The organism is Phycisphaerae bacterium, assembly GCA_035384605.1.
Taxonomy (GTDB): Bacteria; Planctomycetota; Phycisphaerae; order UBA1845; family PWPN01; genus JAUCQB01.
The window spans coordinates 32024-54542 of sequence record DAOOIV010000022.1 but is presented as its reverse complement, the minus strand read 5'-3'; the positions used below and the strand labels follow the sequence as shown (position 1 = coordinate 54542).

Below are 22519 nucleotides of genomic sequence, written 5' to 3'. Positions count from 1 at the left end.
CTGATCAGACCGAGGGGAACCGAGGGGATAAACCCCTCGGCTCGTCAAGACGTCAAGACCGAGGGGATAAACCCCTCGGCTCGTCAAGACCGGGGGGGCCAGCGTCCGCGGCGTGACCGCAATCGGGCGGTCCTCCCTTGACACGACGGGCGGCGGTGCCGCGAGCCGGAGGCTTCAACGCTTGGCGTTGGCCGTCGCGTCAAGGGTTCCGGCGTCCCAGGTATAGTCGAACGTGCCATCATGCAAGAGGTTTCCGTCATCGTCACAGGCAAACGCCTCGGCCAGACCGAAGTGCAGCCACAAGAAGCGCGAAAAGCGCAAAAACAAGACTCATGCTCACCTTCGTCTCCGCGCCCCTCTGCGTCCACTGCGGTGAAGTGCTGATTGCTGACGGCCGATCGCTGACCGCTTCTCAAAAACTAGCTGGGTCCCCGTTGCGACGCCCTGGTCACGGGTTCAGGATCTTGCGGATGCTTTCGGCGCCGACGGCGAAGCCCAGACCCTCGGTGCCGCCGCCGGAGAGCTTCCAGTCACAGACTCCGATGACGAGGCCGTCGCGGTCGATCAGCGGCCCACCGCTGTTGCCGGGGTTGATGGCCGCGTCGGTCTGGACCCACTGGGCCAGCTTGCCCGCCCGGACAGCGCTGACGATCCCCTTGGTCACAGTACCGGTCAGGCCCCTGGGTGCCCCTAATGCATAGCATTCATCGCCGAGGCTCGGTTCGGAGTCTCGTAGCCGAAGTGGCTGCAATCCGATGGATTTGCTCAGGATCAATACAGCAAGGTCTGTGTCCGAATCGAATCGCAGCACCACGGCAGAGGCTTTCTGCCCTTCGGGCGTTCGTATCAAGATCAGGCTGGCCCCCTCGACTACGTGATTCGCCGTCAGGATGGTCCTGGGAGTATCGATGCAGAACCCCGAGCCGATGGCCTCATCTGCCTCGATGAACACGACCGACCGTGCCGCTGTCGCCACGACTCCATCGGAAGCCGGGCGTGAACCGGCGGGGCCTGGGTGAGTCGCCGCTGCGAGTTCAAATCTGGCCGCCTTCGCCTCGATCAGCGAGCGCATTCGCTCCTCGAATTCCGCATAGGGCAGCTTCTCCGAGGCGGCGGCAGACCATTCCGCATCGATTTCTGCCACCGTAGCGTCATCCATCAACAGAATCTTCTGGGCGACTTCATCCCAACCGGGCGAGTGCTTCAGTACCCAGCCCATCGCCGAGGGAAAGGAAAGCGTGCCAGCGTACGTCGCACCTGGGTAGTACGTCGTATGTGCAGTGTTTCCGTACACGTTGGTGTAAGCGTTGCCGGGCGCGGTATAAACAAATGGTCGCTGACTCACGTCTGTCTTGGTGATCAAGAGCACATCGCCGCCTTCCCTGGCTGCGCGCCGCGCCATCTTCTGCTTCAACTCTGGCAGCGAGGTGTAGGCATTGCCCCGGCCAGCTATGATGCCGATAAGACGATAGTCGTGCGAGCCAAGCTGAGAGGTCAGTTCGTGCCTGGCCTTGATGCTCAATGCTGACCTCTCCCGAGGGCTGTTGTGGGGCAACTGCAACTGGGCGGCGAACTCCTCACTTCGGCCAGGATGACCATCCACCACCCTTGCACTTTGGACAGGCTCGATCTTCCACTGCCCCAGCGGCCTGTAGTCGATATTGCACAGGGCGCAGCCCCATATACACAGGGGCAGCAGACTGGTGACGATAATCACACGGCCCGGGATAGATTTCCGCCTTCGCGAAGCTGTCATGCTGATGTCCGCCTTTCTTGTCCAGCCTTGATTCCCATAGCTTTTCTGCCGACTAACATTTTGCCGCTTTTCAGCCGAACGTAAAGCCCAGTCGCTTGTTGGCGAGCCAGAGGATGGGGAGCTCGGTCTTGGCGAATCCGGCGGCGATGAGGTAGGGGTTATGGGCACGTTTCTGGAAGTGAACGTGAATGTTGTCCGCGTCCCTCCGCGTCCACTGCGGTGAAACACTGTTTCTCCGGCCGCTGAAGGCTGATCGCTCTTGTCAACCGCTGAGTACGCTGAGAAATGTGCCCTCCTGTTACCACCTTTACTGAAAATGGCTTCTGAACCCTTTTCCGGGCCCAAGACCGAGGGGATAAACCACCGAGGGGATAAACCCCTCGGCTCGTCAAGACGTCAGGACCGAGGGGATAAACCCCTCGGCTCGTCAAGATGTCAAGACCGAGGGGGTAAACCCCTCGGCTCGTCAAGATGTCAAGACCGAGGGGATAAACCCCTCGGCTCGTCAAGACCGGGGGGGCCAGCGTCCGCGGCGTGACCGCAATCGGGCGGTTCTCCCTTGACACGACGGGCGGCGGTGCCGCAATCCGGAGGCTCCAACGCATGGCGTTGGCCGTCGCGTCAAGGGTTCCGGCGTCCCAGGTACACTTGAAGAGGCCGTCGGTCTTGTGGTTGCCGACCTCATCGCAGATGAACGACTCGCTCGTCGAGGTTACCGGGCAGGTCTGCGGGTTGCGGGTGTTGGTCTGGTTGCAGCGGTTCAGGTCATCGGCACAGTAGCGCAAGGTCGGGGTTGTATAGTCCCCGATCGTCACGTTCTGCCGGTTGCCGATGCGGTGGTACCCGTACAGTCTCCTCTCGGCGGTTCCCCGCGATACAGCGTCAGCGGGTAACGTACAGAAGAAAACGGCCGGACCAGCATGCTGGACCCGGCCGTTTGGGTGGTGTTGTCCGCACGGTGACGCGCGGGGGTTTGACCGTTATTCCTTCACTGCGATGTAGTAGAGTTTGCCTTCAGAGAAAGTACGTCCGGCGAGTTCGCCGATCTCGGGGCCGGTGCCGATGAACAGGTCGCCGCGACCGGCCGCCCGGATCGCACCGCCGGTGTCCTGGTCAAACGCGAAGGCCTTGTAGCGGTGGTCGGCAATCTCGCCCACGCCGTTGAGGCGGGCCGGGAGAACCGTCTGAATATACGCCGGGCAGGCCCGCGGATAGACCTGCTTGTCGGTGGCAAGCGAACGATACGGCGAAACCGGCACGTTCAGGCTGCCAAAGGGGCCGCCCTGGCGCGGGGTAAAGAACACGTACCGTTTGTTGACCGCCAAGCTTGAATCCAGCTCCTCCGGATGCTCCTTGAAATACCGGATGAGACCCTGCAGAGACAACTCCTTCGGCGGGATCATGCCCCGATCGACCAGTCGCTGGCCGACGGAGGTGTATTCATGGCCGTTGTCGCCGGCGTAGCCGATTTCCAGGAACGAGCCGTCCTCGAGGCGGAGTTTCCCGGATCCCTGTACGGTGACGATGTACGCCTCGAAACGGTCTCGCAGGTAACACAGTTCCAACCCCTGACCAGCCAGTGCGCCGTGCTCGATCTCCGGGCGGGTCAGGTACGGACCGCCGCCCTTGCGTTGATAGGTCATCGTGGCCTCATTCAACTCAAGGTCGGGTGGCCTCTTGTACAAGGGGTACTTGAACTCCGCGTCGGGCTTCAGGCGAGCGTCGAAGATCGGGCGATAGTAGCTGGTAAAAAGTACCGTACCCTTGTCGTCGCATCCACGCGATACGTAGATGTCGAACCGCTCCTTGATCAGACGGTCGAGTTCTTCGGGCGACTTGGCCTCCCGGAGCGTATCCATGAGCGTCTGGACGCTGCGGATCGCCCGATCATGTGTGATATCCAGGTATGGGAAGTACCTCTTCGACGACTCCTTGCTTAAGTACTCCAGGCTGTTGGCCGCCGCGTACTCGAGATTGGTCTGGTGGTAGTAGGCCTCGCTGAAGTCCGGGTACTGTGCCGGATCAGTAATTTTAACCAAGGCCATCTCGCCTGGAGGCAATTTCTTCCAATAATCAGGCGGCTCCGGTTTGATCTCCACCGGCGGCTTTGGACAGCCGAAGATCCCCGCCACCATGAACGTGAGACCGAGATAGATCCAGCGACGCGTGACCATCATAGAAACGTCCTCCCTGGCCAATCCTGCCTGCCTGCGACGCGACGGCCGCCGGCCGGCAACCATGACACACTACTGATCCACGATTGTGCTCTCGCCCCTTGATCCCACCCCCGGCGAACATCACCATTATCGGTGGTTTGAACGGCCTTCAGCAACGAACTTGCGTGACAATCGGAGCAAGAAACGCGTACGGATTGCCGGCAACCGATCCGACGGCCCCTTGTGCGGTTGGACGAGGAGCTCTGTCGACGGTTATTCGCCACACAGACGATGCCCCGCTGTCAGGACGGCGAATTTCCGACAGGCAATGCGGACAGGATGCCAATCGCTTCAGTTGCCATCAGCAGCTCGTGCCAGAATGGTGACAAGAATCGGCCGAGGCGTCCCCTGGAGTTGTCAACCTGTCTTGCGAAGTGAACCGCCGCCAGTCGGCGCGGAGTCAATGACATTGCCGACATCGCCCGACAGAGGAACGCGCGGCTCCGTCGGCACTGAGCGTGGACGTTCGACAGGCGTCTCTTCGTGAGACTCGGGATGACTCGGGTCACTGCCACTGATGATCCGAGGCCGGGGAGCCAGGAACTCGTCGTCTGAACCTTCGTTGAGCCAACGAAGAATGTCATCTTCCGTGGGCGGATGGTGAAGATCGCCAGGCCTGCGTCTGGGGGCGAGCTGGGCCACGCGAAATGAGGTGCCGCACTTGGCACAGCGGGCCCGGTGGCCGATGCCGGAGGCAGGCACGCGGTACCTCGCGCCGCAGGCGGGGCATCGGGTCTCGATCTTGCCCTCATGGCCTGGCATGGCCGGTCCTCCGAGAGCCTCCTTCCCGGCGGTCTGACGTATCGAGCCGCACGTCGCCGACCACCCGGCGCTGATACTCCGGGCATCGAGTGCGGCACCTGCGTTATGACAACTTTGAGAAGTATCTGGCTGGCTCCACCACCCTCAGGCGGTGGCCCCTCTTCGCGGTGCCTTCACTCAATTCTATGCCCGCAGCGCCGCAGATTTCAACGCGTTTTCCGGCGGGATTCGGCCACGGACGTGCGGCACCATCCCGACGAAAACAGCGCGGACCGCTGCGCCGCGCTGGAAGCGCCCAACCAATCATTCGGCCAGGAAGGGGTTCGACTTTCGTTCAATCCCGATGGTGGTCGGGGGCCCGTGTCCGGCGTAAACAACGGTTTCATCCGGCAGGGTCAGGAGGTTGCGGCGAATGTTGGCAAGCAGTTGCCGACCGTTCGAGCCCGGGAAATCCGTCCGCCCAATACTGCCCGGAAACAGGGCATCGCCCGTAAACACCACGCCCGCCTGGGCACAGTAGAATGAGACCCCGCCGGGTGAATGCCCCGAGGTGTCCAAGACCTGCCAGGAAAGGTTCCCAAGCAGCAAGGTCATTCCGACGATCAGCTCCAGGTCGGCGGGGGTCTCGACGCTCAAATCGATTCCGAACATGGCGGACAGGTTTCGGCGTCCGTCGGCGAGCATCGGCCTGTCCGACGGGTGAATACCCACCTGGGCCACGGGAAACGCGCCGTGAACCTTATCGATGCCGGCGATGTGGTCCCCATGCCCGTGGGTCAGAAGGATCTTCTCCACGGTGATACGCTCGGTGATCGCGTAATCCACGAGGTTGTCGACGGCGGGTGCAAAACTCGGATCGATCACCCAACCGACGCGATTTCCATCATCGGATGAGACACTGACGACGTAGGCGTTCTCGGCGAAACTCGGATCGACAAAGGCCTTAATGCGAAGGTCGTTGCGGCTCACTGCTTTTTCCTGTTCTCCAGAAGTTGAAGAAGCGTCCTGGCCCGCTCGGCGCCGGGCGTTTCGCCGTAAAGATCGATGATCCGGCGGCACTGCCGGGCTGCCTCGTCAAACTGACGCTGCACGACCAGCCGCTGGGCGTTCACGTACATGGACAGTGCCTGCTCAGCCCGGCGGCCGGCAAGGCGGTCGGCAATTTCGCGGCGAACGGCGGGGTCGGACTCCAGGTGCAGACGCAGGGCCTTGGCCTCGCGCGCAAGCGGTCCGGCGACGAACCGGCCCTCGATTTCCTGCAGGACCTCCACGGCATCGGCCGCCCGCCCCTCGGCCATGAATGCCCGGGCTCTCGCCAGTTCGAGCCTTCCGGGAGCCTCGATTTCCTTGATCAACTGCTCCGCCCGACGCACGTGCAACGGTTCGTGCCAACGTCTTTGCAGGCAGATTCGATCGAGCGCCGGCAGGTCGGCGACGAGGCGGGCAGCGGCCATCCGGTCAAGAGCAGCGCCCACTTGATCGGCACAGCGATCGAAAAACCAGTCAATCGCTTCCTGGGCCACGTCGCTGTCGAGCACGTGGCCGATGCGAGGGCGATCCAGATCGATCCTGGCACCGGCGGTTCGAAGCCGTTGGAGACCCTCGCGCATTTGCTCGTGGTTGATGTCCGCGATGCCGACCGCGTAGAACACCGGTACGTGCGCCTTGGCCTTGACCTGCTCGCCGGTGATCCAGGGGGGGACATAGTTGGCCAGCGCGGCCACGGCCGTGACGGGAACCTCCTCGACATAAAGAAGCTCAAAACTCATTGCCCCGCCGGCCGAGAAACCCGTTAACAGCACTCGCTGCGCGTCGTAGCTGACATTTGCCCGCAAGTGCTTGAACATGGCGTGAATGACGGCCGTATCACTGTTTCGCCATCCGGGACCGACGCCCTGTGGTGCCGTAATCAACGGGGGAATCCGCATGCTGCGAGCGGCCCAGAACCCGACCGTCTGTTCCGCGGTGTCGTCGGTGCCGTGCAATGCAACAATCAGCGGCGGCAGTTGGCCCGAACCGTAACCGGCGGGCTTGCGCAACACGTAGAACGCGGGGCCGCTCTTGCCTTGAACCGGCAACGGGATCCGTTCGATCGCGGGAGACGAAAGGAGCGGAGCGGGACCACTGGCCGGCTTCGAGGCAGTAGCAGGCAAGGAGGTCTCCGTCGGCTCAGAGCCTGGACGAAAACCAACAGGACCAGACGGTAGGGCAGCGTCGAGGTCGCCACGGCGACCGAGACCTGCAGCATAGCTGAGTCGCGGGCGGCAGGTCTCCGCCGTCTCCTGCGGCTCCGACCATGCCCTGGCTTGCCCACACGCGCTCTCAGCGGGTCTGGTCTTACCCATGGCCGGAGGCTGACGAGCAGCAAGTACCGCAACCAATACAAGACCCTCGGCAACCAGAGACCGAAGCGACCCTCTGCTCAGCAGCTTCAAAACGGGTATCTCCATGTACCAGCCGCAGTTCATTCTACAGGCTCGCCGATCGGCTTCAATTCGGTTGTCTTCTCCTGATCTAAGCGGCGTCGCGTGCCGTACCCTACTCGCGCGAAGAGGAATGCTCAGTCTGAGCGAGTGCCGACGAGGGCGTCGGCACCCCGAGTGGGGCCGGCTCTACGCGTCGGCGTGGCGGGTTTCGTCACGCTTTGGGGACCCTGTGGGAACCTTCTCCGCCTCCGTGCGTCTGATATAATGAGGTCAGGAGGTGCTATCATGACCAGTCACCTCGTTCGGCTTGGCACTCTGCTGGGGCTTGCCGCAATCACCGGGCTCAGTTCCACGGCCATGGCTGCAAGGCCGCAATTCGCATATCGGCCTCCCGCGATGCGATCGGCGGTTCCACCGATCATTGTGAAAAAGGTGCAACCCGGCCCGGTCATCATCAAGCCGTCTCAGGCAGTCATCATTCCCATTCCAACGACCTGGGACGCAGTGATGATGCCGATCCCGACCGACATCGATGCGAAGATCGTGCTGCTGAGAACCAAGCCCTGACCGACCCCGACGGGCCGGCGGCAGCCAGGTTGCGGCAGGCTCTGGCAGCGTCGAGGTTGCCGTCGGCGACCGAGACCTGTCCTATTCCTACAGTCGGAGGCCGTTGGCCCGGGCGGCATCGTTGAGCACGCGAGCCATGATGGCGTAGCCGGCGTAGTGCGGATGCAGGCCGTCGCGGGCCAGATCCCTGGGCAACTCGCCGGCCGAGTTGCTCATGTGCGCGGCGTAATCAACATAGATGCAATGTTTGGCGGCACACATGGCTTTCAGTTTCTCGTTGATCTTGGGCAGGATCGGGGCCTTGCCCGCATGGTTGCCGGTGTCCGGGTTGGTCGGAAGGATCGAGCAGATAAAGACGTTGATGCCCGCTTTTTGAGCGGCGTCCACCATCGCCTCCATGTTGGTCATCACCTGGGACATTGTCTCATCTTCGGTCTTCTTCGCGCTCAGCATACGGGCAACGTCGTTTGTGCCGGCCAGAATCACGACGTTCCGCGGTTTGAGCTGGATGACGTCCGCCTCGAAGCGTCGGGCCATATGCGGCGTGATGTCCCCGCCGATGCCGCGATTGAGGATGACCCCGTCGCTCGGTGCAAAGTAGGCAGCCAGTTCCCACAGTTCGGTTATCGAGTCGCCCATGAACACCGTGCCGACGGCCACGTCCTGGCGGATGACCTCCTCGTTCCAAAAGTCAAACCGCCCGCGGAGTCGATCTGCGGGGGCGTTGTCGCCGAACATGCCCGGCTTAATCAGTTGCTGCTTCTGCTCGTCGGTGCGGCCGGCCCGCTTGATAGCCGGGCTGATCCCACATCCACCGGTTGCCACCAGACCCAAGAGGGTCGCCGCCACCAGCCAGTCTCGTCGATTCCTGATTTGCATGTTTGTCTCCATTCTTCGCTATGAAGTTGAACATTCGTTGCGCCTGCAGCCGGGTATCAGTGTAACCTCCTCGGTGCCCTCTTACGAGGAGCGAGACAGGGGGACCGAGGATCGGGCAACGGGGGCGGCAGCAGAATCGGCCTATCTGCCCTTCGGGAAAGACCGCTGAAGCGGCGTGTTTCCCGTTCGCGTTCACCGCCAACCTTTGATTTCTGCGCAAAGAATGCAACGCGTCTCTTCTCCAGAACGGCCCTTTTTCAGGGGTTTCCCAAACACTGATGCTTGCAGTACCTGCGCAGAGATCAATAAGGCCGGCCGCCTTTTTGCGGACCACAACCCAAGCGCTCTGCGATCCAGAAACATGCGCGCAAAACGCGCACCAGTTGCGACGGAAGAGGCCAAGGCGCATGCCCACGCAAAGCCGTGGGGATGTCACCCGGCACGGGGTGCGGCGTGCCGGAGCCCGGATATGGATCACGGATCAAGGAGAGGTATAATGCCAAACCTGCCCGGCGATGCGGGGTCGGCGTCGGATCCTGCTCGCCTTTTTCGAAGGAATACCAGGACATGGCCACGACCGAAGGTGAATTATTCCGGACCTTTATTCACGACATTATTGATGAGGACATGCGCACGAACCGCTGGGGCGGCCGGGTAGTGACCCGCTTCCCGCCGGAGCCCAACGGGTACCTGCACATCGGGCATGCCAAGAGCATCTGTTTGAACTATGGGCTGGCCCGCGACTACGGCGGCAAGTTCAACCTGCGCTTCGACGACACCAACCCGGTCAAGGAGGAGCAGGAGTACATCGACTCGATCATCGAGGACGTCCGCTGGCTCGGTGCCGACTGGGAAGACCGATTGTTCTTTGCGTCGGATTACTTTCAGCAGATGTACGAGTGGGCAGTCCAGCTTATCAAGGCGGGCAAGGCCTACGTTTGCGACCTGAGCGCCGACCAGGTTGCCGCCATGCGCGGCACGGCGACCGAACCGGGCCAGGAGAGCCCTTATCGCAATCGCAGCGTCGAGGAGAATCTCGATCTTTTCGAGCGGATGAAAAAGGGCGAGTTCCCCGACGGTTCGCGGACGCTGCGGGCCAAGATCGACATGGCCTCGCCGAACTTCAACATGCGCGATCCGGTCATGTACCGCATCCTCCACGCGACTCACCCGCACACCGGCGACGAGTGGTGCGTCTATCCGATGTACGACTGGGCCCATGGGCTGGAAGACTCGATCGAGCAAGTCACGCACTCGATCTGCACGCTGGAGTTCGAGAACCACCGCCCGCTGTACGACTGGTTTCTCGACCAGCTGGGCATTTACCACCCGCAGCAGATCGAGTTTGCCCGGCTCAATCTGACCTACACGGTGATGAGCAAGCGCAAGCTGCTGCAACTGGTCAAGGAAGGGCTCGTGCGTGGTTGGGACGATCCGCGTATGCCGACGATCTGCGGCTTGCGGCGCCGGGGCTACACGCCGGAAGCGATCTGGAACTTCTGCCGGCGGATCGGGGTGAACAAGTACGACAGTATTGTGGACATCCAGCTTCTTGAGCACTGTATCCGGGAGGACCTCAACAAACGAGCCCCACGGGTCATGGGCGTGCTCCGGCCGCTGAAGGTGGTCATCGACAATTATCCTGACGGGCAGGTCGAGGAGCTCGACGCGATCAACAACCCCGAGGACCCCGGCGCCGGGACCCGGCACGTGCCGTTCTCGAAGGTGCTGTACATCGAGCAGGACGACTTCCGCGAGGTCCCGCCGCCGAAGTACTTCCGACTGACCCCCGGTCAGGAGGTGCGGCTCCGCTACGCCTACTTCGTCAAGTGTACCGGCTGCGTGAAGGACCCGGCCACGGGCGAGGTCAGCGAAGTCCACTGCACCTACGACCCGGCCACCCGCGGCGGCGACTCGCCCGACGGCCGTAAGGTCAAGGGGACGATTCACTGGGTCTCGGCCGGCCAAGCCGTCGACGCCGAGGTGCGGTTGTACGACCACCTGTTCAGCAAACCCGATCCCGACGACGTTCCCGAGGGACAGGACTGGAAGACCGGCCTGAACCCCAACTCGCTGGAAGTGCTCACCGGCTGCAAGGTCGAACCGAGTTTGGCCAACGCCGCCCCCGGCAGCCGATTCCAGTTCGAGCGAATGGGCTACTTCTGCGTTGATCCGGATTCAACGCCCGGCAAGCCGGTCTTCAACCGCACGGTGACCCTCAAGGACACCTGGGCGAAGATCGCGGGCAAGCAGGAAGGCAAACCCAAAAGGTAGGGCATGGTCGAAGCCGCCAAAGGCGGCGGAGACCTGCCGAACGATCTGATTTCAGATTGGCGATTTGAGATTTGAGATCCGGCCTGGTGGCGGGGTTGACCCGGCAGCGACAGGGTCGTAACAGTGGAGTCGGCGTATCCCGAGCAACGAAGCAACACTTTGCAGGGCGGGACGTGCTCACCGGCCGTTTGCCGGAGGAGTCGGTGGATTCTGTGCCGGCGAACGAGGGCCGTATGACATCGATTTGCGAGCGGATCAAGACGGCCCTCAGAACGGCCGGTCAGTTGGGTCCAGGCAGGGCTCTCATGCTCCCGGCTTTGTCAGGGGTGGTTATCATGGCCGCATCTGCCCTGACGTTTTGAATACCACAGGAGGTTCACATGTCCAAGTCAACGCTGCCGCTGATCATGGCGAGTGCAAGCATCGCCGCCGGACAGGCCGGGCTCGCCGCTCAAGGCTCCGCCTTGCCGGTTATTCCCCAACCCGCCAGAGTGGAACGCGCGGACGGCGTGTTCGTCATTGACGAGAACACTGCGATTGTCGTCGACGCCGCGAGCATGGCCGAAGCGTACAAGCTGCAGGATTACCTTGCCCCGGCGACGGGTCTGCGCCTGAAGCTTGTTGAGAACGCCGGATCGCAAGGTGCCATCACACTGAGAATCGCGGACTCGTTCGCCGCTCTTGGCGAGGAAGGATACGCGCTCATCGTCGCTCCCGACGGCATCCTGATCGGGGCCAGAGCCCGCGCCGGCCTGTTCTACGGCATTCAGACGCTTCGGCAGTTGCTGTCGCCCGCAATCTTCCGCTTAGCGCGGGTAGAAGGCGTGCGTTGGGAGGTCCCGTGCGTCCGGATCGAGGATCAACCTCGCTTCAGGTGGCGCGGCTTGCTGGTCGACACCGCTCGCCACTTCGTACCGAAGTCAGCGCTGCTCAAGTTCATCGATACCATGGCTCTGCACAAGTTCAACAGTCTGCAGCTTCACCTGACGGACGACCAGGGCTGGCGAATCGAGATCAAGAAGTATCCCAAGCTCACGGAGATCGGGGCATGGCGGGACGAGACCCTTGTCGGTCATGCCCACGCGAAACCCTGGCAGTTTGACGGCCGCAAACACGGCGGGTTCTACACCCAGGATGACATCCGCGAGATCGTCCGTTATGCGGCCGATCGGCATATCAACGTCGTTCCCGAGATCGAGATGCCCGGCCACGCGCGGGCGGCCATCTCCGCCTACCCGCATCTCGGATGCAACCCCGACACGCCGCTCAAACCGTGGACCGTGTGGGGCGTATGCCCGGACATTTTCTGCCCGACGGACCAGACCGTGGCGTTCCTGCAGGACGTTCTGGCAGAAGTGATGGAGCTTTTCCCCAGCCCGTACATTCACATCGGCGGAGACGAAGCGGTCAAGGATCAGTGGAAGGCCAGTCCCGTGGTGCAGGCCCGCATCAAGGAACTGGGTTTGAAAGACGAGGCCGAGATGCAGAGTTGGTTCGTCAAACAAATGGACGCCTTCCTGACCAGAAAGGGGCGCCGGTTGGTCGGCTGGGACGAGATTCTGGAAGGCGGCCTGGCACCCGGAGCGGTGGTCATGTCGTGGCGCGGCGAGAAAGGCGGGATCACGGCGGCCAAGTCGGGGCATGACGTGGTAATGGCACCGACGTCACACACCTACCTGGATTACTACCAGGGCCCGAAGGATAGTGAGCCGCTTGCCATCGGTGGTGACCTGCCGATCGAGAAGGTTTACGCGTATGAGCCCATCCCGGCTGATCTGAGCGAAGAAGAAGCCCGGCGCGTGCTCGGAACGCAAGGGCAGCTCTGGTCGGAATACATTCCCAACCCGAGGCACCTTGAATACATGGCCTATCCTCGCGCGGCGGCACTGGCCGAGGTCGCATGGTCCGCCAAAGGGCAACGGAACTTCGATTCATTCCTGGAACGGCTGCGACAGCACGTGCAGCGGTTGCAGGTGATGGATGTCAACTTCCGGCCGCTGGACAGGTAAGCACCGGCATTGCGTGACCGAATATGGGCCGGTCGCCAGACCGGGCGGGTTTGTCTCGGAGTGTGCCATGCGATTCGAGTTCTTTCGGGCTGCATCGGTCTGTCTGGTCCTTGCGGCGGTTCACGTGTCACCGTTGCCGGCCGGAGAGGCTTCTCGCGAGCGCCAGCGCGTGGAAATCGGGTGGCACGACGATTTCCGAACCGACAGCGGCTGGCTTCGTGAGAATAGCGATGCGCCGGATCACGGGGATCATGCCGCAATCGCTTTCGGTTCGGATGGCGCCGTCGTCAGCGTGGCTTCTTCGAATCGAGCGACGGCTTGGACACGGACCACCAACCCGATATGGGTGAACGTGTTTCCGTTCCTTGAGGTCCGGTACAGCATCCGTGAAAGCGGATCGGGGGCACAGGTCTGGCTGCTACTGTCCGACGACTCCACCGGCCCGGTGACGCCCGGTGCTCTGAATCCGGAGAACCCGCTCGCCGGTGACCACGAGGCGCTTGTGGGGCCGTTATCGCGTGACCAGGACCGTGCCGTATTCGACCTGCGGGCCCTATTCCCATCGGATCGGGTGGCCCGGATCAGCCTGCGGATCACCACGGAAGCCGCGCCGACCACCGTTGAACTGCGGCGACTTGCATTCTGGGCATCGGATCCGCGTCTGCCATCGCCGCAAGCGACTCGACCGACCTGTACAGCGATTTTGCCCCCAGAAGATGACTTTTCAACGAGCCGCCCTTCGCAACGAGGTGTCTGGCAGCCCGTTCAATTGCCGCAACGCGATGTGATCTCCGCAGCATGGCTGACCTCGGCTCTGGAGACGCCGGTCGACTGGCCGGCCGGCAAAGACATCGAGCGAGGGGGCATCCTGTTTCGGCTGGGTGATGCGGACCGGGCGGCGATGTGCAGCGGGGTCATGGAGAGGGAAAGTCTGGACGTGAGCGGAAGCTCACAGGGCTGCGAGTTGGCCCTGCTGTTGGCGACGCGCATGTTCGGCAGCGGCGTCGCGTGGTACGGGCAGGCGTCGGTCAAGCCTCGCACCACGATCACCTCGCCCCATCAGCTCGCCGTCCGGCTGGAGTATGAGGACGGAAGCACCAGCATTCATCTTCCCTGGTCGGTTCGCCGCAAGACGTGGGCCGTCGATCGCTCGCCGGACGTCTACATCGTGCCGATGGATGCCGACAAGAGCCTCGTTCGTTTCAGTGTTGTTGACGGGATGAGCTACGGCCAGGTGTTTCTGCTTGCAGCGAGCTTGAACTCCACCTCATCGCCGTCATTTCCACAGTTGCGCCCGAAAGCCGAACCACGACGAACGCGCCAGGCTCCGGTGCCTGTCACCTCGCCGACACAATGGCATCGCGCCGGGAATCGCTTCACCGTCAACAACGCATGGTTGCGTCTGGCGGCTGAAGTAGAGACCGGTCTGCGTCTGGAGCAACTTGGGCTCGTGCCTTTCGATCGGGAAATCCTCAACGCGAAGTCTCCCGCACCTTTTGTCGAGGTCCTCGGCGAGGATGGCCGGGTATTGTCTATGCGATTCGAGGCCGGTAACGCCGGAGACACGGCCGGTGGGGCTCGTCTGGACTTTCGTTGGTCTCTGGCCCCGTCGGAACACAAGCTCTCCTTGTCCGTGTCCGTTGAGGATGCCGGCCGCATCCGCATGGTTCCGACGCTGCACAACCAGACCGCCCAGACGTGGAAGACGGCCCTTCGTATCGCACAACTTCGAGAATGCCGCATTTCCCCCATCCCAGGCGATAGCGGCTATCTGGTCGGGACACGAAACGCCCTGCAGAGTCGTGTGCCCACTTCCATCCGAAAAGACTACAGCGGCGTATGGCCGTTGCCCCTTGTCGATCTTTTCGCCGAGCAGGCCGGTGGCGGGTTGGGCTTGTTCGTGATCGACTCGAACCTGTTGCCCAAGGCGATCGAGTTCAAGCAGACCGATAGCGGGGCCGACATTGCCATCGAGATTCGTGAGCTGACCGTCCCGCCCGATGGCCATCTTGTTCTCCCTCCGGTAACGCTCATGGCACACACCGGAGACTGGCACGATCTATTCAATGCGTACCGCGCCGAGGCGGTTGCCGAGACGCCGCCGGATGACAAGCGGCTTGAAGAATCGTTCTACTGCCGGCGAGACTACCCCTTGGGGGGGACTGGACACCTGTTCACCCCCTTGTCGTTGCGGTACACCCCCGAGCGCCTGATCGCCGAGTCCAACGAGGCCTTTGGCGGAATCCACATGATCGACATCTCTGGATGGGCCTACAGCCGCGCGACCGGGCGCGTCGGCGACTATCTCTCGAACGATCTTGGCGGGCTGAGCGAGCTTCGTCGGATGGTGGAGCGCTCACACGCTGAGGGGATCAAGGTGGGCCTGTACTTTGAGGGGTACCTTATTGACCGGCGGTCGGACCTGGCCAGGAAGGCGTTGCCCGACTGGCAGTCGGTGGACAAGACGGGCAAGCCGCGCTGGTGGTCGGGGGACATGGAGTTCTTTGCATGTCCGGGCGTCGAGGCGTGGCGGCGTGAACTGGCCGGCAGGATCGCCAAGGTGGCGCACGAAACGGGCGCGGATGCCGTCTATGTCGATCAGTTTGGCCTGCTTGGGCCGGGCAAAGCCTGCTGGGCTCCGAACCACGGGCATCCAATCCCCTCCAACCCCATTCTGGAAGAACGGGCGATGCTGCGGACCATTCGTGAAGCATTGGATAAGCAAGCCCCGGGCACCGCGATATACATCGAGTACACTCCGGTCGACGGCCTGATGGATCTCGTGGACGCCGCGTTCGACTATGGTCTGTGGGACGTCGATGCCGGCTGGCATCCGGCCTCGCTGCCCTTGTACCGGTATGTGTTTCCCAAGCTCGCATCATTCGAGATGGTCGGCCACGGGATCCGGCCCATTCCGGTCGAGGTTGACGACCTGCACCGCTGCATCTTTCACGGATTGGGAATCTGGCTCAAGGGCAGGGCGGATTCATGGTACACGCCGCAGTTCCGCGAACTCGCCCGGCAGGCATACCCGATCTTCCGTGAGCATGCGGACATCTTCCGTTCGCGGCAGTGCGAGCCGCTGGTTCCGACGCTGCAAGAGGACCTCTACGCGAACCGTTTCGCCGGCCGTGACCGAACGATCATCACCCTGTACAACGCCGGCTGCTCGTCAGTGGCCGGCGAACTGATGCAGGTCCCGCTTCCGCCGGAATGGTCGGTGGTCAGTCTCCTCCCGCGCGGCGAGGCCGACGCCCAGCGCGACAAGGAACAAGTGACGATTCGTGGCACCGTCGCACCGCGGTCGGTGGCCGTGTTTCTGCTCTCTGCACCCTGACGGACTGTAACAGGCCCCTGGACCGGCATCTTGCCGGTCCAATCGACCGGCCGAAAGGTTCTGCGGCGGGTCTCGGTCGCTGTAGCGACCTCGACCATGCCCTACCCTGAGAAGCCGTTGGCAGTGCTGGACCGGCGTTGCCTCAGCGTTGCCAGGATGGCCAGGCCTGCCAACAGGAGGACTGCCGCGGGGATCACCACGTGGATGGGCAAGAGCCTTTCCGGCTCGCGGTCAATGCCCGCCAGTCCCAGCCAGGCGGCCGCGCGGGGCATGTTGGGCAAAACCATGAGAGCGGAGTTGTGCATGGCGTGAGCCAGGATTCCCGGCCACAACGAACGTGACTGCCAGCACAGGTACCCGAGCAACATGCCCATCAGTGCGGTGACCGGTATCTTGTCCACGACGAAATGGAAGGCCCCGAAGATCAGGCCAGCGCCGATCACGGCCGTCCATTTGCCTGATGCACGCCCGAGGCCGCTGAGGAGAAAGCCGCGAAACAAGAATTCCTCGGTGACAGCCGGGATCAACGCCAGAAGAAGCACGATCGTCCTGAGGGATGCGTTCTCGGCTCCTTCTGACAACACGCGGTCCAGTTGCGCAAGAGCTTCCGAAGGCGGTATGACGCGAGTCTGCAAGGCGAAGCACTCGGTGGCGACGGCCCAGCTCGAGACTCCGATCAACAGCGCCGCAAGCCAGGCCCGTGCCGGCGGCAGCCGCAGGCGGAACGTGTTGACCAGGTCGATTTTGAGGAAGGCCGCCACGGCCAACGGCAGCAGCAGGAACAATCCGCCGAACTGGACGACCGCCAGCCAGATCAATCCGCTGATGAGGCGCTCCAGCAGGAGGTTGGAGAACAAGGAATTGATGAAGAAGACCGCCGGAAACAGCAAGGCGATCAGGACGACGGCTTGGGCCACGGTTGGGGCCGGCGACGGCTGCATGAGTCGTCGTAGCAGGAGCGTCCGATAGGAACCGGCATCGGCAAACAACACGGCCTCCTGACCGAAAAGTCGCGCCGCGACGCCGACGGCTGCTGCCGCGTACAGTGTTGTGGACAGCAACACGATGACCACTTGCGGCCAGGTGCAGGTTTGCTGGAACAGCTCGCGGGCGAGAAGGACCATGTTGCCCACCGGCATCACAAGGAAGATGCCCTTGAGCTGGATGCTGGGCAGCGTCGCAGCAATCGCCGGCACCAGGGCGAGAATGATCACCGGCGTGACGTAGGTCTGGGCCTCCTTATAGGAGCGGGCGAAGCTGCACACCGCGACGAGAATAGCGGAGGACAGCAAGGCGAACGGAATCATCGAGAACACGATGATCGGCAAGGTCGAGGCGGGGAACTGAACGGGCGCCTCGGCGTTGGCAAATGCCTTGGTCAGGCCGCCGAAGTGCATGGTCGCCCCGACGCTCAGCACGTTGACGAAAGCGGCCAGCAGTCCGATGGTTGCGACCACCAGGAACTTGGCCGTTACCAGGTGCAGGACGGGCACAGGTGTTGCAAGCAAAGCTTCGAGCGTTCCGCGTTCCCGCTCGCCGGCCGTCAAATCGATCGCCGGATAGATTGCCCCGGTGATGGTCATCAATACCAGGATCACGGGGACGATCAGGCCAAGGGCCCAGCCGCCGCGCTGTTGCCCGGTGGCCGTCGAAAAGGTCTCGATACTCACCGGGTTGAGCACCAGGTCCACGACGGGCTCGGTGCTCGGCATCATGAGGGGGCGAGACTCGAGAAGCCTCTCAAGCGAATCGCGCGTCATTCGCTCGCGATATCGGTTCAGCGCCGCCGTGAGTTGCTCCATGGCCGTCCGGCTGCGGGCATTGACCTCGTTGAAGGCGATATGAACCGTCAGTCGCTCGGGAAAGGGGCTTGGTCGAGGCGACACCTGCAACTCCACGTGAAGCTGCACCTCGTCGCCGAGCAGCGTGAGCGGCGTGTTGCCGGGCCGAATGTCGAAAGTCGGCTGATCCTTGGCGTCGGCGTCCTGTGCGAGTACCACTCTCGCCAGGAGGTTGTCCGCTTCTTCCATTGTGGGCGTCTCGACGACGAAGGTCTGGGATCGCAGCTTGGCCTCATCGCTTTCGACCGCTCGCACGAAGCCGAGCATGAGCGCCGGGTACATCACCACCGGAATGATGATCATTGCGAGCATCGCCCGCCGATCGCGGAGAATGTTGAGCAATTCCTTGCGGTAGATGGCCCCGATTCGCACATATCGGTTCATGCGACCACCTCTTCGCCCGGCGGCTTGAACGGCAGCGTCGGCGCCATTGCCTGGCCGACGAGCCGGAGGAAAACGTCCGTCAGCCGCCGGCAGCCGGCCATCTCTCGCAACGTCTGCAGGTTGCCCTCGGCAATGAGTCGACCCTCATGAAGCAAGCCGATGCGGTCGCAAAGGGCTTCCGCCTCATCGAGGTGATGCGTACTGAGCAGGATGGCCTTGCCCAGCTCGCGCTCGTGACGGATGAAATCGAGAATCAGCCGGTTGGTCAGCACATCAAGGCCCAAGGTCGGCTCGTCCATGACCAGCACGGGGGGGTCGGCGATCAGGGCCCGGGCGATGTTGGTTCGCTGCTTCTGGCCCGTGGACAGCGCCCCGCAGCGCAGTTCGGCGAAGTCCGCCATTCCCAGCCAGTCAATGAGCTGATCGACTCGCCTGGTGATCAAGCCGCGCTCCAGGCCGTTCAACTCCGCAAAGTAGACCAGGATTTCACGAGCCGTGAGCCGGTGGTAGAGGCCCGTGCCGGCGGTGAGGAAGCCGATGAATCCGCGAACCGAGGAAGGGTCTATGGTGACGTCCACGCCGTTGACGATGGCCCGACCGGCGGTGGGCCGCATGAGGCCGGAGACGATCCGCAGGGTGGTGGTCTTCCCGGCGCCGTTGGGACCGAGGAGGCCGTAGATCTCGCCGGCATTCACGTGGAAGCTCAAGTGATCCACGGCCCTCTTGGGCGGACCGATCGGGGTGGGGAACTCCTTGGTCAATTCCAGGACTTCAAGCAAGGGCACGAAAACGCCTCCAACATCGCAGCGGTCGGCCGGCATTGTCGTGCCTCCGGCGACGATTGACAAGAAAAGGGAGCCCGCCAGCCCGCATGGGTAGGTACGAAGCGGACGGCCGAAGGTTCACGTCGGATCGCCGCCGCAGCGGGCGCATCTTGTTTTCAGGCATCGGTTTTATCCGTCCGCCGCTGCTGTGGGATGTGTTCTGCGTCAGGCGGAGGGTTCGGCAGATAAGTCGCCGGAGGCATCGCCACCGGATCGGCTGGTGAAGGCGCCCCCTGCGTCCGGAAGGCGGGTTGGGGCAGTTGTGCTCGGGCAGCAATCGAGTTAACGTCTGATCAGGATGAGCCTCAATGTGAAAGGAGAATCTGATGACAACTCGTCGTATCATCATCGTTGTGGCGGCAAGCCTGTGTCTCGTCGGTTTGTCGGCCGTGGTTCCCGGTTTTCCGCAAGCCAGCCTGGCCGCTCAAGTTCCAGCCGAGCCGGCGGCCTCACCGGCGTCATCGGGGCCGGTCAAGACCCTGCTGGTCACCGGCGGGCCGATCCATGACGGCAAAGCCATCGGCGATCTGGTCGAGGAGACAATGAAGAAGAGCGGGCTGTTCGACGTGACGCGTGCTCACGAGGACCTCGATGCCTTTCTGGCCGATCGCATTGCCCCGTTTGATCTGGTCGTCTTCTACTACACCCTTGGCGAACTGAAAGAAGCCCAGAAACGCGGACTGATGAGCCATATCGCTTCGGGTAAAGGCTACGTGACGTTCCATTCGGGGGCAGACTCATTCCGCGGCGATCCGGATTATCAGGCATTCGTCGGCGGCTATTTCAGGACGCATCCGCACTATCGGCAATACCAGGTCAGCATCACGGAGAATGACAGCCCGATCACCAAGGGCATCGACGAGTTCATGATCACCGACGAGCAGTACATCCTCGACTACGATCCGCGGGTGACGGTACTGGCCAACGCTTTGTTCAAGGGCAAGCTCATGCCGGTGATGTGGACCAAGCCCTGGGGCAAGGGGAGAGTGTTCTATCTGGCGCTGGGCCACGATGTCAAGGCCTGCCAGCAGGAGATGTTCAAGAAGCTGCTGCTCCGCGGGTCTCTTTGGGCCGCCGGCCGACCGGTGGTCGATCCGAAGTGAATTTCACGGCTGAATGGGGAATGCACCGCGAGCATTTGCCCTTTCGGCCAGCCACCGCCGCAGAGCGAGAGTCACCACCGCAACGGTGGCCACGAGTACGATGATCGCTACCACCGTCAAGGCCGGCTTCTTCGGCCATGTGGTGAGCACCGGCCAGTAGCTGGTGAACAGGAGCCGGACCAGCATCCAGACGGAGGTCACGAGCATGAACAATGCCGGCAACAGCGTGTACCACACCGCCCGACGATGCGCCATCAACCAGACGGTTGCCACGATGAGCGCCAACGCGGCCAGGAGTTGATTGGCAGAGCCGAATATGGGCCAGACCGCCGCGTAGCCGCGCATCGCCAATAGAAGCATCAATGCGACTGCAATCCCGGAGTTGACCCAGTAGAGCCGCAGGCAACGCAGCACTGCGTTCAGGAGCCCATGAGTCGCGATGACTTGGAAGCGTGCTTGCGAGGCTGCGGCCACCTTGTCAGGGCTCAGCCCTCCCGATCCGGCGACTTCGCCGACTTGGGCCTCACTGATGGGGCTTCCGGAAGCCGTCGCGGCAAAGACGTCGTAGCGGGCGAACAGCGTCGACCAGCCTTCTTCGATCATGTAGCGGGTCAGCCGGACGGCGGTGTCCAGCGTGGTCACCAGGAACCCCTCGAGCAGCAGCATCGCGCCCAGGGCCCCGGCCGCGATCGGTATGCCCAGGCCGATATGGGCCGTGTAACCGACTCCCATCGCGAAAGTCAGGACAGGATTGCCCTTGCCCGCCGTCGGATAGCAGTACGTGCTGTAGCTCTGCATTGACAATCCGACGATGAGTGCGCAGACCACACAAACCGCCAACAGGCTTTCCAGAAGCATCCCGAAGTAGCCGACGTGACGGGCGGCTTTCTCCTTCTCGAGTTGCTTGCACGTCGTACCGCCCGCGCACAGGCTGTGGAAACCGCTGACTGCTCCGCACGCGATGGTCACGAAGAGCACCGGCCATCCGGGGCCGAGCTTGGCGCTGCCCCCGCTCCAGTTGTTCATGGCGATCGCCGATGCTCCCGCGATCTCGCCGCCGCCTCGCACTGCCGCGGCGATGAGTGCCACCGCAAGGAAGATGATGCCAACGTACAACATGTGGACGTTGATGAAATCCCGGCTTTGCAGGAACATCCATACGGGGACGCCGGCGGCGAAGAGCACGTATATACTGATCAGCAGCTTCCAGGTCATGGGTTCAACGGCCATTGGCAGGTATAGGCCGATCGCTACCGACACGGCACAGATGAGGATCGCCAGGCCCGAGCACAGCCAGACCGGCCAGCGTCGCTTGATGTACAAGAAACCGATCAGCGGCGAGAAGGCGGTAATCACCACGACGGAGGTCGACGCGATGCCCCCGATGATCGCGTGGGGCTCTTCCTGGCCGGTCATGTCGTTTACCCATGAGACTTCGCGAAATATCGTTTCGCCGGGCTGCATCTTGAGCGTGGCCACGGGCACCTTGGAGGTAAGCGCGGTGGCGGAAAGGTCGAGAAACGCGGCGCACACCAGCACCAGCAGAGCAACGAGCAGAACCAACATCATCAGAAAGGCGGCAGGTCCGACGTAGCGACGGGCAATCACGGTCAGGTTTTTGCCGCCTTCGCGCATGGCGATGTGGGCCACCACGTAATCGTGGACCGCCCCGAGAAACACGCCTCCGAGCAGGATCCAGATCAACGCCGGTCCCCAGCCATAGAGCAAGGCCAGAACCGGGCCGATGATCGGACCGGCACCGGCGATCGATGCGAAGTGATGGGCGAACACAATGGGCGTGCGGGTCGGCACGTAGTCACGCCCGTCGTTTATGGCCACTGCCGGGGTGACCCGATCGGCCCGCTCGCCGAGTACCCGTCCGATGATGGGCGCGTAGATCCAGCCGCCCAGCAGAAGAAACACCACGGACACGCCTAGGATGGCCAGCACGATCATGGAAGACCTCCGACCGGAATGGAACTGTTCCTTTCAGCATAACATCGGCAATCACGCCAAGTCCAGATCATCGCTCCCCACTTGTGTGGCGGCACCGCCGTCGGGACAGGGACGCGTCCGCCTTCTGGAGAATCGGGCGCGATCGTTGCGGCAAGGTGTACCACGGCCGGGCAAACAGGGGGCCG

Annotated in this window: 15 protein-coding genes; 5 read left to right on the top strand and 10 right to left on the bottom strand. The window is 62.5% G+C overall.

Annotated features, from left to right (window positions below; genetic code table 11):
* Positions 1-174: 174 nt before the first annotated feature.
* From PLL20_07595 to PLL20_07570, 6 genes are all read right to left on the bottom strand, one after another.
* On the bottom strand, positions 175-321 hold the full coding sequence (locus PLL20_07595) for a hypothetical protein (protein ID HPD29841.1): 147 nt from the start codon (positions 319-321) through the stop codon (positions 175-177).
* 127 nt (positions 322-448) lie between these two features.
* The gene (locus PLL20_07590; GenBank protein ID HPD29840.1) at positions 449-1756 is read right to left on the bottom strand and encodes a trypsin-like peptidase domain-containing protein; all 1308 of its coding nucleotides are present in this window, start codon (positions 1754-1756) and stop codon (positions 449-451) included.
* Positions 1757-2736: 980 nt separating this feature from the next.
* On the bottom strand, positions 2737-3933 hold the full coding sequence (locus PLL20_07585) for an MltA domain-containing protein (protein HPD29839.1): 1197 nt from the start codon (positions 3931-3933) through the stop codon (positions 2737-2739).
* 396 nt (positions 3934-4329) lie between these two features.
* A complete protein-coding gene (locus tag PLL20_07580) occupies positions 4330-4734 on the bottom strand; it encodes a zinc-ribbon domain-containing protein (protein HPD29838.1) in 405 nt (134 codons plus the stop codon).
* Positions 4735-5037: 303 nt separating this feature from the next.
* The gene (locus PLL20_07575; GenBank protein HPD29837.1) at positions 5038-5703 is read right to left on the bottom strand and encodes an MBL fold metallo-hydrolase; all 666 of its coding nucleotides are present in this window, start codon (positions 5701-5703) and stop codon (positions 5038-5040) included.
* Entirely contained in the window at positions 5700-6887 is a 1188-nt protein-coding gene (locus PLL20_07570) for a hypothetical protein (protein HPD29836.1), read from the bottom strand. The genes PLL20_07575 and PLL20_07570 overlap by 4 nt, the downstream gene beginning before the upstream one ends.
* 558 nt (positions 6888-7445) lie before the next feature.
* Between PLL20_07570 and PLL20_07565 the strand changes: the two genes are divergently transcribed.
* A complete protein-coding gene (locus PLL20_07565; GenBank protein ID HPD29835.1) occupies positions 7446-7727 on the top strand; it encodes a hypothetical protein in 282 nt (93 codons plus the stop codon).
* A gap of 87 nt (positions 7728-7814) precedes the next feature.
* Here the strand turns inward: PLL20_07565 and PLL20_07560 are convergent, their stop codons facing one another.
* The gene (locus PLL20_07560; GenBank protein HPD29834.1) at positions 7815-8606 is read right to left on the bottom strand and encodes a GDSL-type esterase/lipase family protein; all 792 of its coding nucleotides are present in this window, start codon (positions 8604-8606) and stop codon (positions 7815-7817) included.
* 567 nt (positions 8607-9173) lie between these two features.
* Here PLL20_07560 and PLL20_07555 point away from each other — a divergent pair.
* The 3 genes from PLL20_07555 (at position 9174) to PLL20_07545 (ending at position 16226) form a co-directional block, all read left to right on the top strand.
* Positions 9174-10880: a glutamine--tRNA ligase/YqeY domain fusion protein gene (locus PLL20_07555; GenBank protein HPD29833.1), complete on the top strand. Its 1707-nt coding sequence runs from the start codon at positions 9174-9176 to the stop codon at positions 10878-10880.
* 380 nt (positions 10881-11260) lie between these two features.
* The gene (locus tag PLL20_07550) at positions 11261-12889 is read left to right on the top strand and encodes a beta-N-acetylhexosaminidase (GenBank protein HPD29832.1); all 1629 of its coding nucleotides are present in this window, start codon (positions 11261-11263) and stop codon (positions 12887-12889) included.
* 67 nt (positions 12890-12956) lie between these two features.
* Positions 12957-16226 (top strand): DUF6259 domain-containing protein, encoded by a 3270-nt coding sequence (locus tag PLL20_07545; GenBank protein ID HPD29831.1) that lies wholly within the window; start codon positions 12957-12959, stop codon positions 16224-16226.
* 101 nt (positions 16227-16327) lie between these two features.
* Here PLL20_07545 and PLL20_07540 read toward each other — a convergent pair whose 3' ends face one another.
* Together PLL20_07540 and PLL20_07535 are read right to left on the bottom strand one after the other, a co-directional pair.
* Positions 16328-18451 (bottom strand): ABC transporter permease subunit/CPBP intramembrane protease, encoded by a 2124-nt coding sequence (locus tag PLL20_07540; protein ID HPD29830.1) that lies wholly within the window; start codon positions 18449-18451, stop codon positions 16328-16330.
* Positions 18448-19272, bottom strand: coding sequence for an ATP-binding cassette domain-containing protein (locus PLL20_07535; protein HPD29829.1), 825 nt, complete (start codon positions 19270-19272; stop codon positions 18448-18450). The genes PLL20_07540 and PLL20_07535 overlap by 4 nt, the downstream gene beginning before the upstream one ends.
* A gap of 329 nt (positions 19273-19601) precedes the next feature.
* On the opposite strand from PLL20_07535, the gene PLL20_07530 reads away from it, so the two are divergent.
* Positions 19602-20378, top strand: a complete 777-nt coding sequence (locus tag PLL20_07530) for a ThuA domain-containing protein (GenBank protein ID HPD29828.1) — start codon at positions 19602-19604, stop codon at positions 20376-20378.
* Between the two features lie 3 nt (positions 20379-20381).
* On the opposite strand, the gene PLL20_07525 is transcribed toward PLL20_07530, so the two are convergent.
* On the bottom strand, positions 20382-22334 hold the full coding sequence (locus tag PLL20_07525; GenBank protein ID HPD29827.1) for a carbon starvation CstA family protein: 1953 nt from the start codon (positions 22332-22334) through the stop codon (positions 20382-20384).
* Positions 22335-22519 lie beyond the last annotated feature (185 nt).

What these genes read in the sequence shown, in the direction of transcription:
- PLL20_07525 (HPD29827.1), bottom strand. Translation starts at nt 22,334, where the DNA reads ATGATCGTGCTGGCCATCCTAGGCGTGTCCGTGGTGTTTCTTCTGCTG.
- PLL20_07560 (HPD29834.1), bottom strand. Translation starts at nt 8,606, where the DNA reads ATGCAAATCAGGAATCGACGAGACTGGCTGGTGGCGGCGACCCTCTTG.
- PLL20_07550 (HPD29832.1), top strand. Translation starts at nt 11,261, where the DNA reads ATGTCCAAGTCAACGCTGCCGCTGATCATGGCGAGTGCAAGCATCGCC.
- PLL20_07540 (HPD29830.1), bottom strand. Translation starts at nt 18,451, where the DNA reads ATGAACCGATATGTGCGAATCGGGGCCATCTACCGCAAGGAATTGCTC.
- PLL20_07555 (HPD29833.1), top strand. Translation starts at nt 9,174, where the DNA reads ATGGCCACGACCGAAGGTGAATTATTCCGGACCTTTATTCACGACATT.
- PLL20_07535 (HPD29829.1), bottom strand. Translation starts at nt 19,272, where the DNA reads ATGCCGGCCGACCGCTGCGATGTTGGAGGCGTTTTCGTGCCCTTGCTT.
- PLL20_07530 (HPD29828.1), top strand. Translation starts at nt 19,602, where the DNA reads ATGACAACTCGTCGTATCATCATCGTTGTGGCGGCAAGCCTGTGTCTC.
- PLL20_07565 (HPD29835.1), top strand. Translation starts at nt 7,446, where the DNA reads ATGACCAGTCACCTCGTTCGGCTTGGCACTCTGCTGGGGCTTGCCGCA.
- PLL20_07590 (HPD29840.1), bottom strand. Translation starts at nt 1,756, where the DNA reads ATGACAGCTTCGCGAAGGCGGAAATCTATCCCGGGCCGTGTGATTATC.
- PLL20_07545 (HPD29831.1), top strand. Translation starts at nt 12,957, where the DNA reads ATGCGATTCGAGTTCTTTCGGGCTGCATCGGTCTGTCTGGTCCTTGCG.
- PLL20_07585 (HPD29839.1), bottom strand. Translation starts at nt 3,933, where the DNA reads ATGATGGTCACGCGTCGCTGGATCTATCTCGGTCTCACGTTCATGGTG.
- PLL20_07580 (HPD29838.1), bottom strand. Translation starts at nt 4,734, where the DNA reads ATGCCAGGCCATGAGGGCAAGATCGAGACCCGATGCCCCGCCTGCGGC.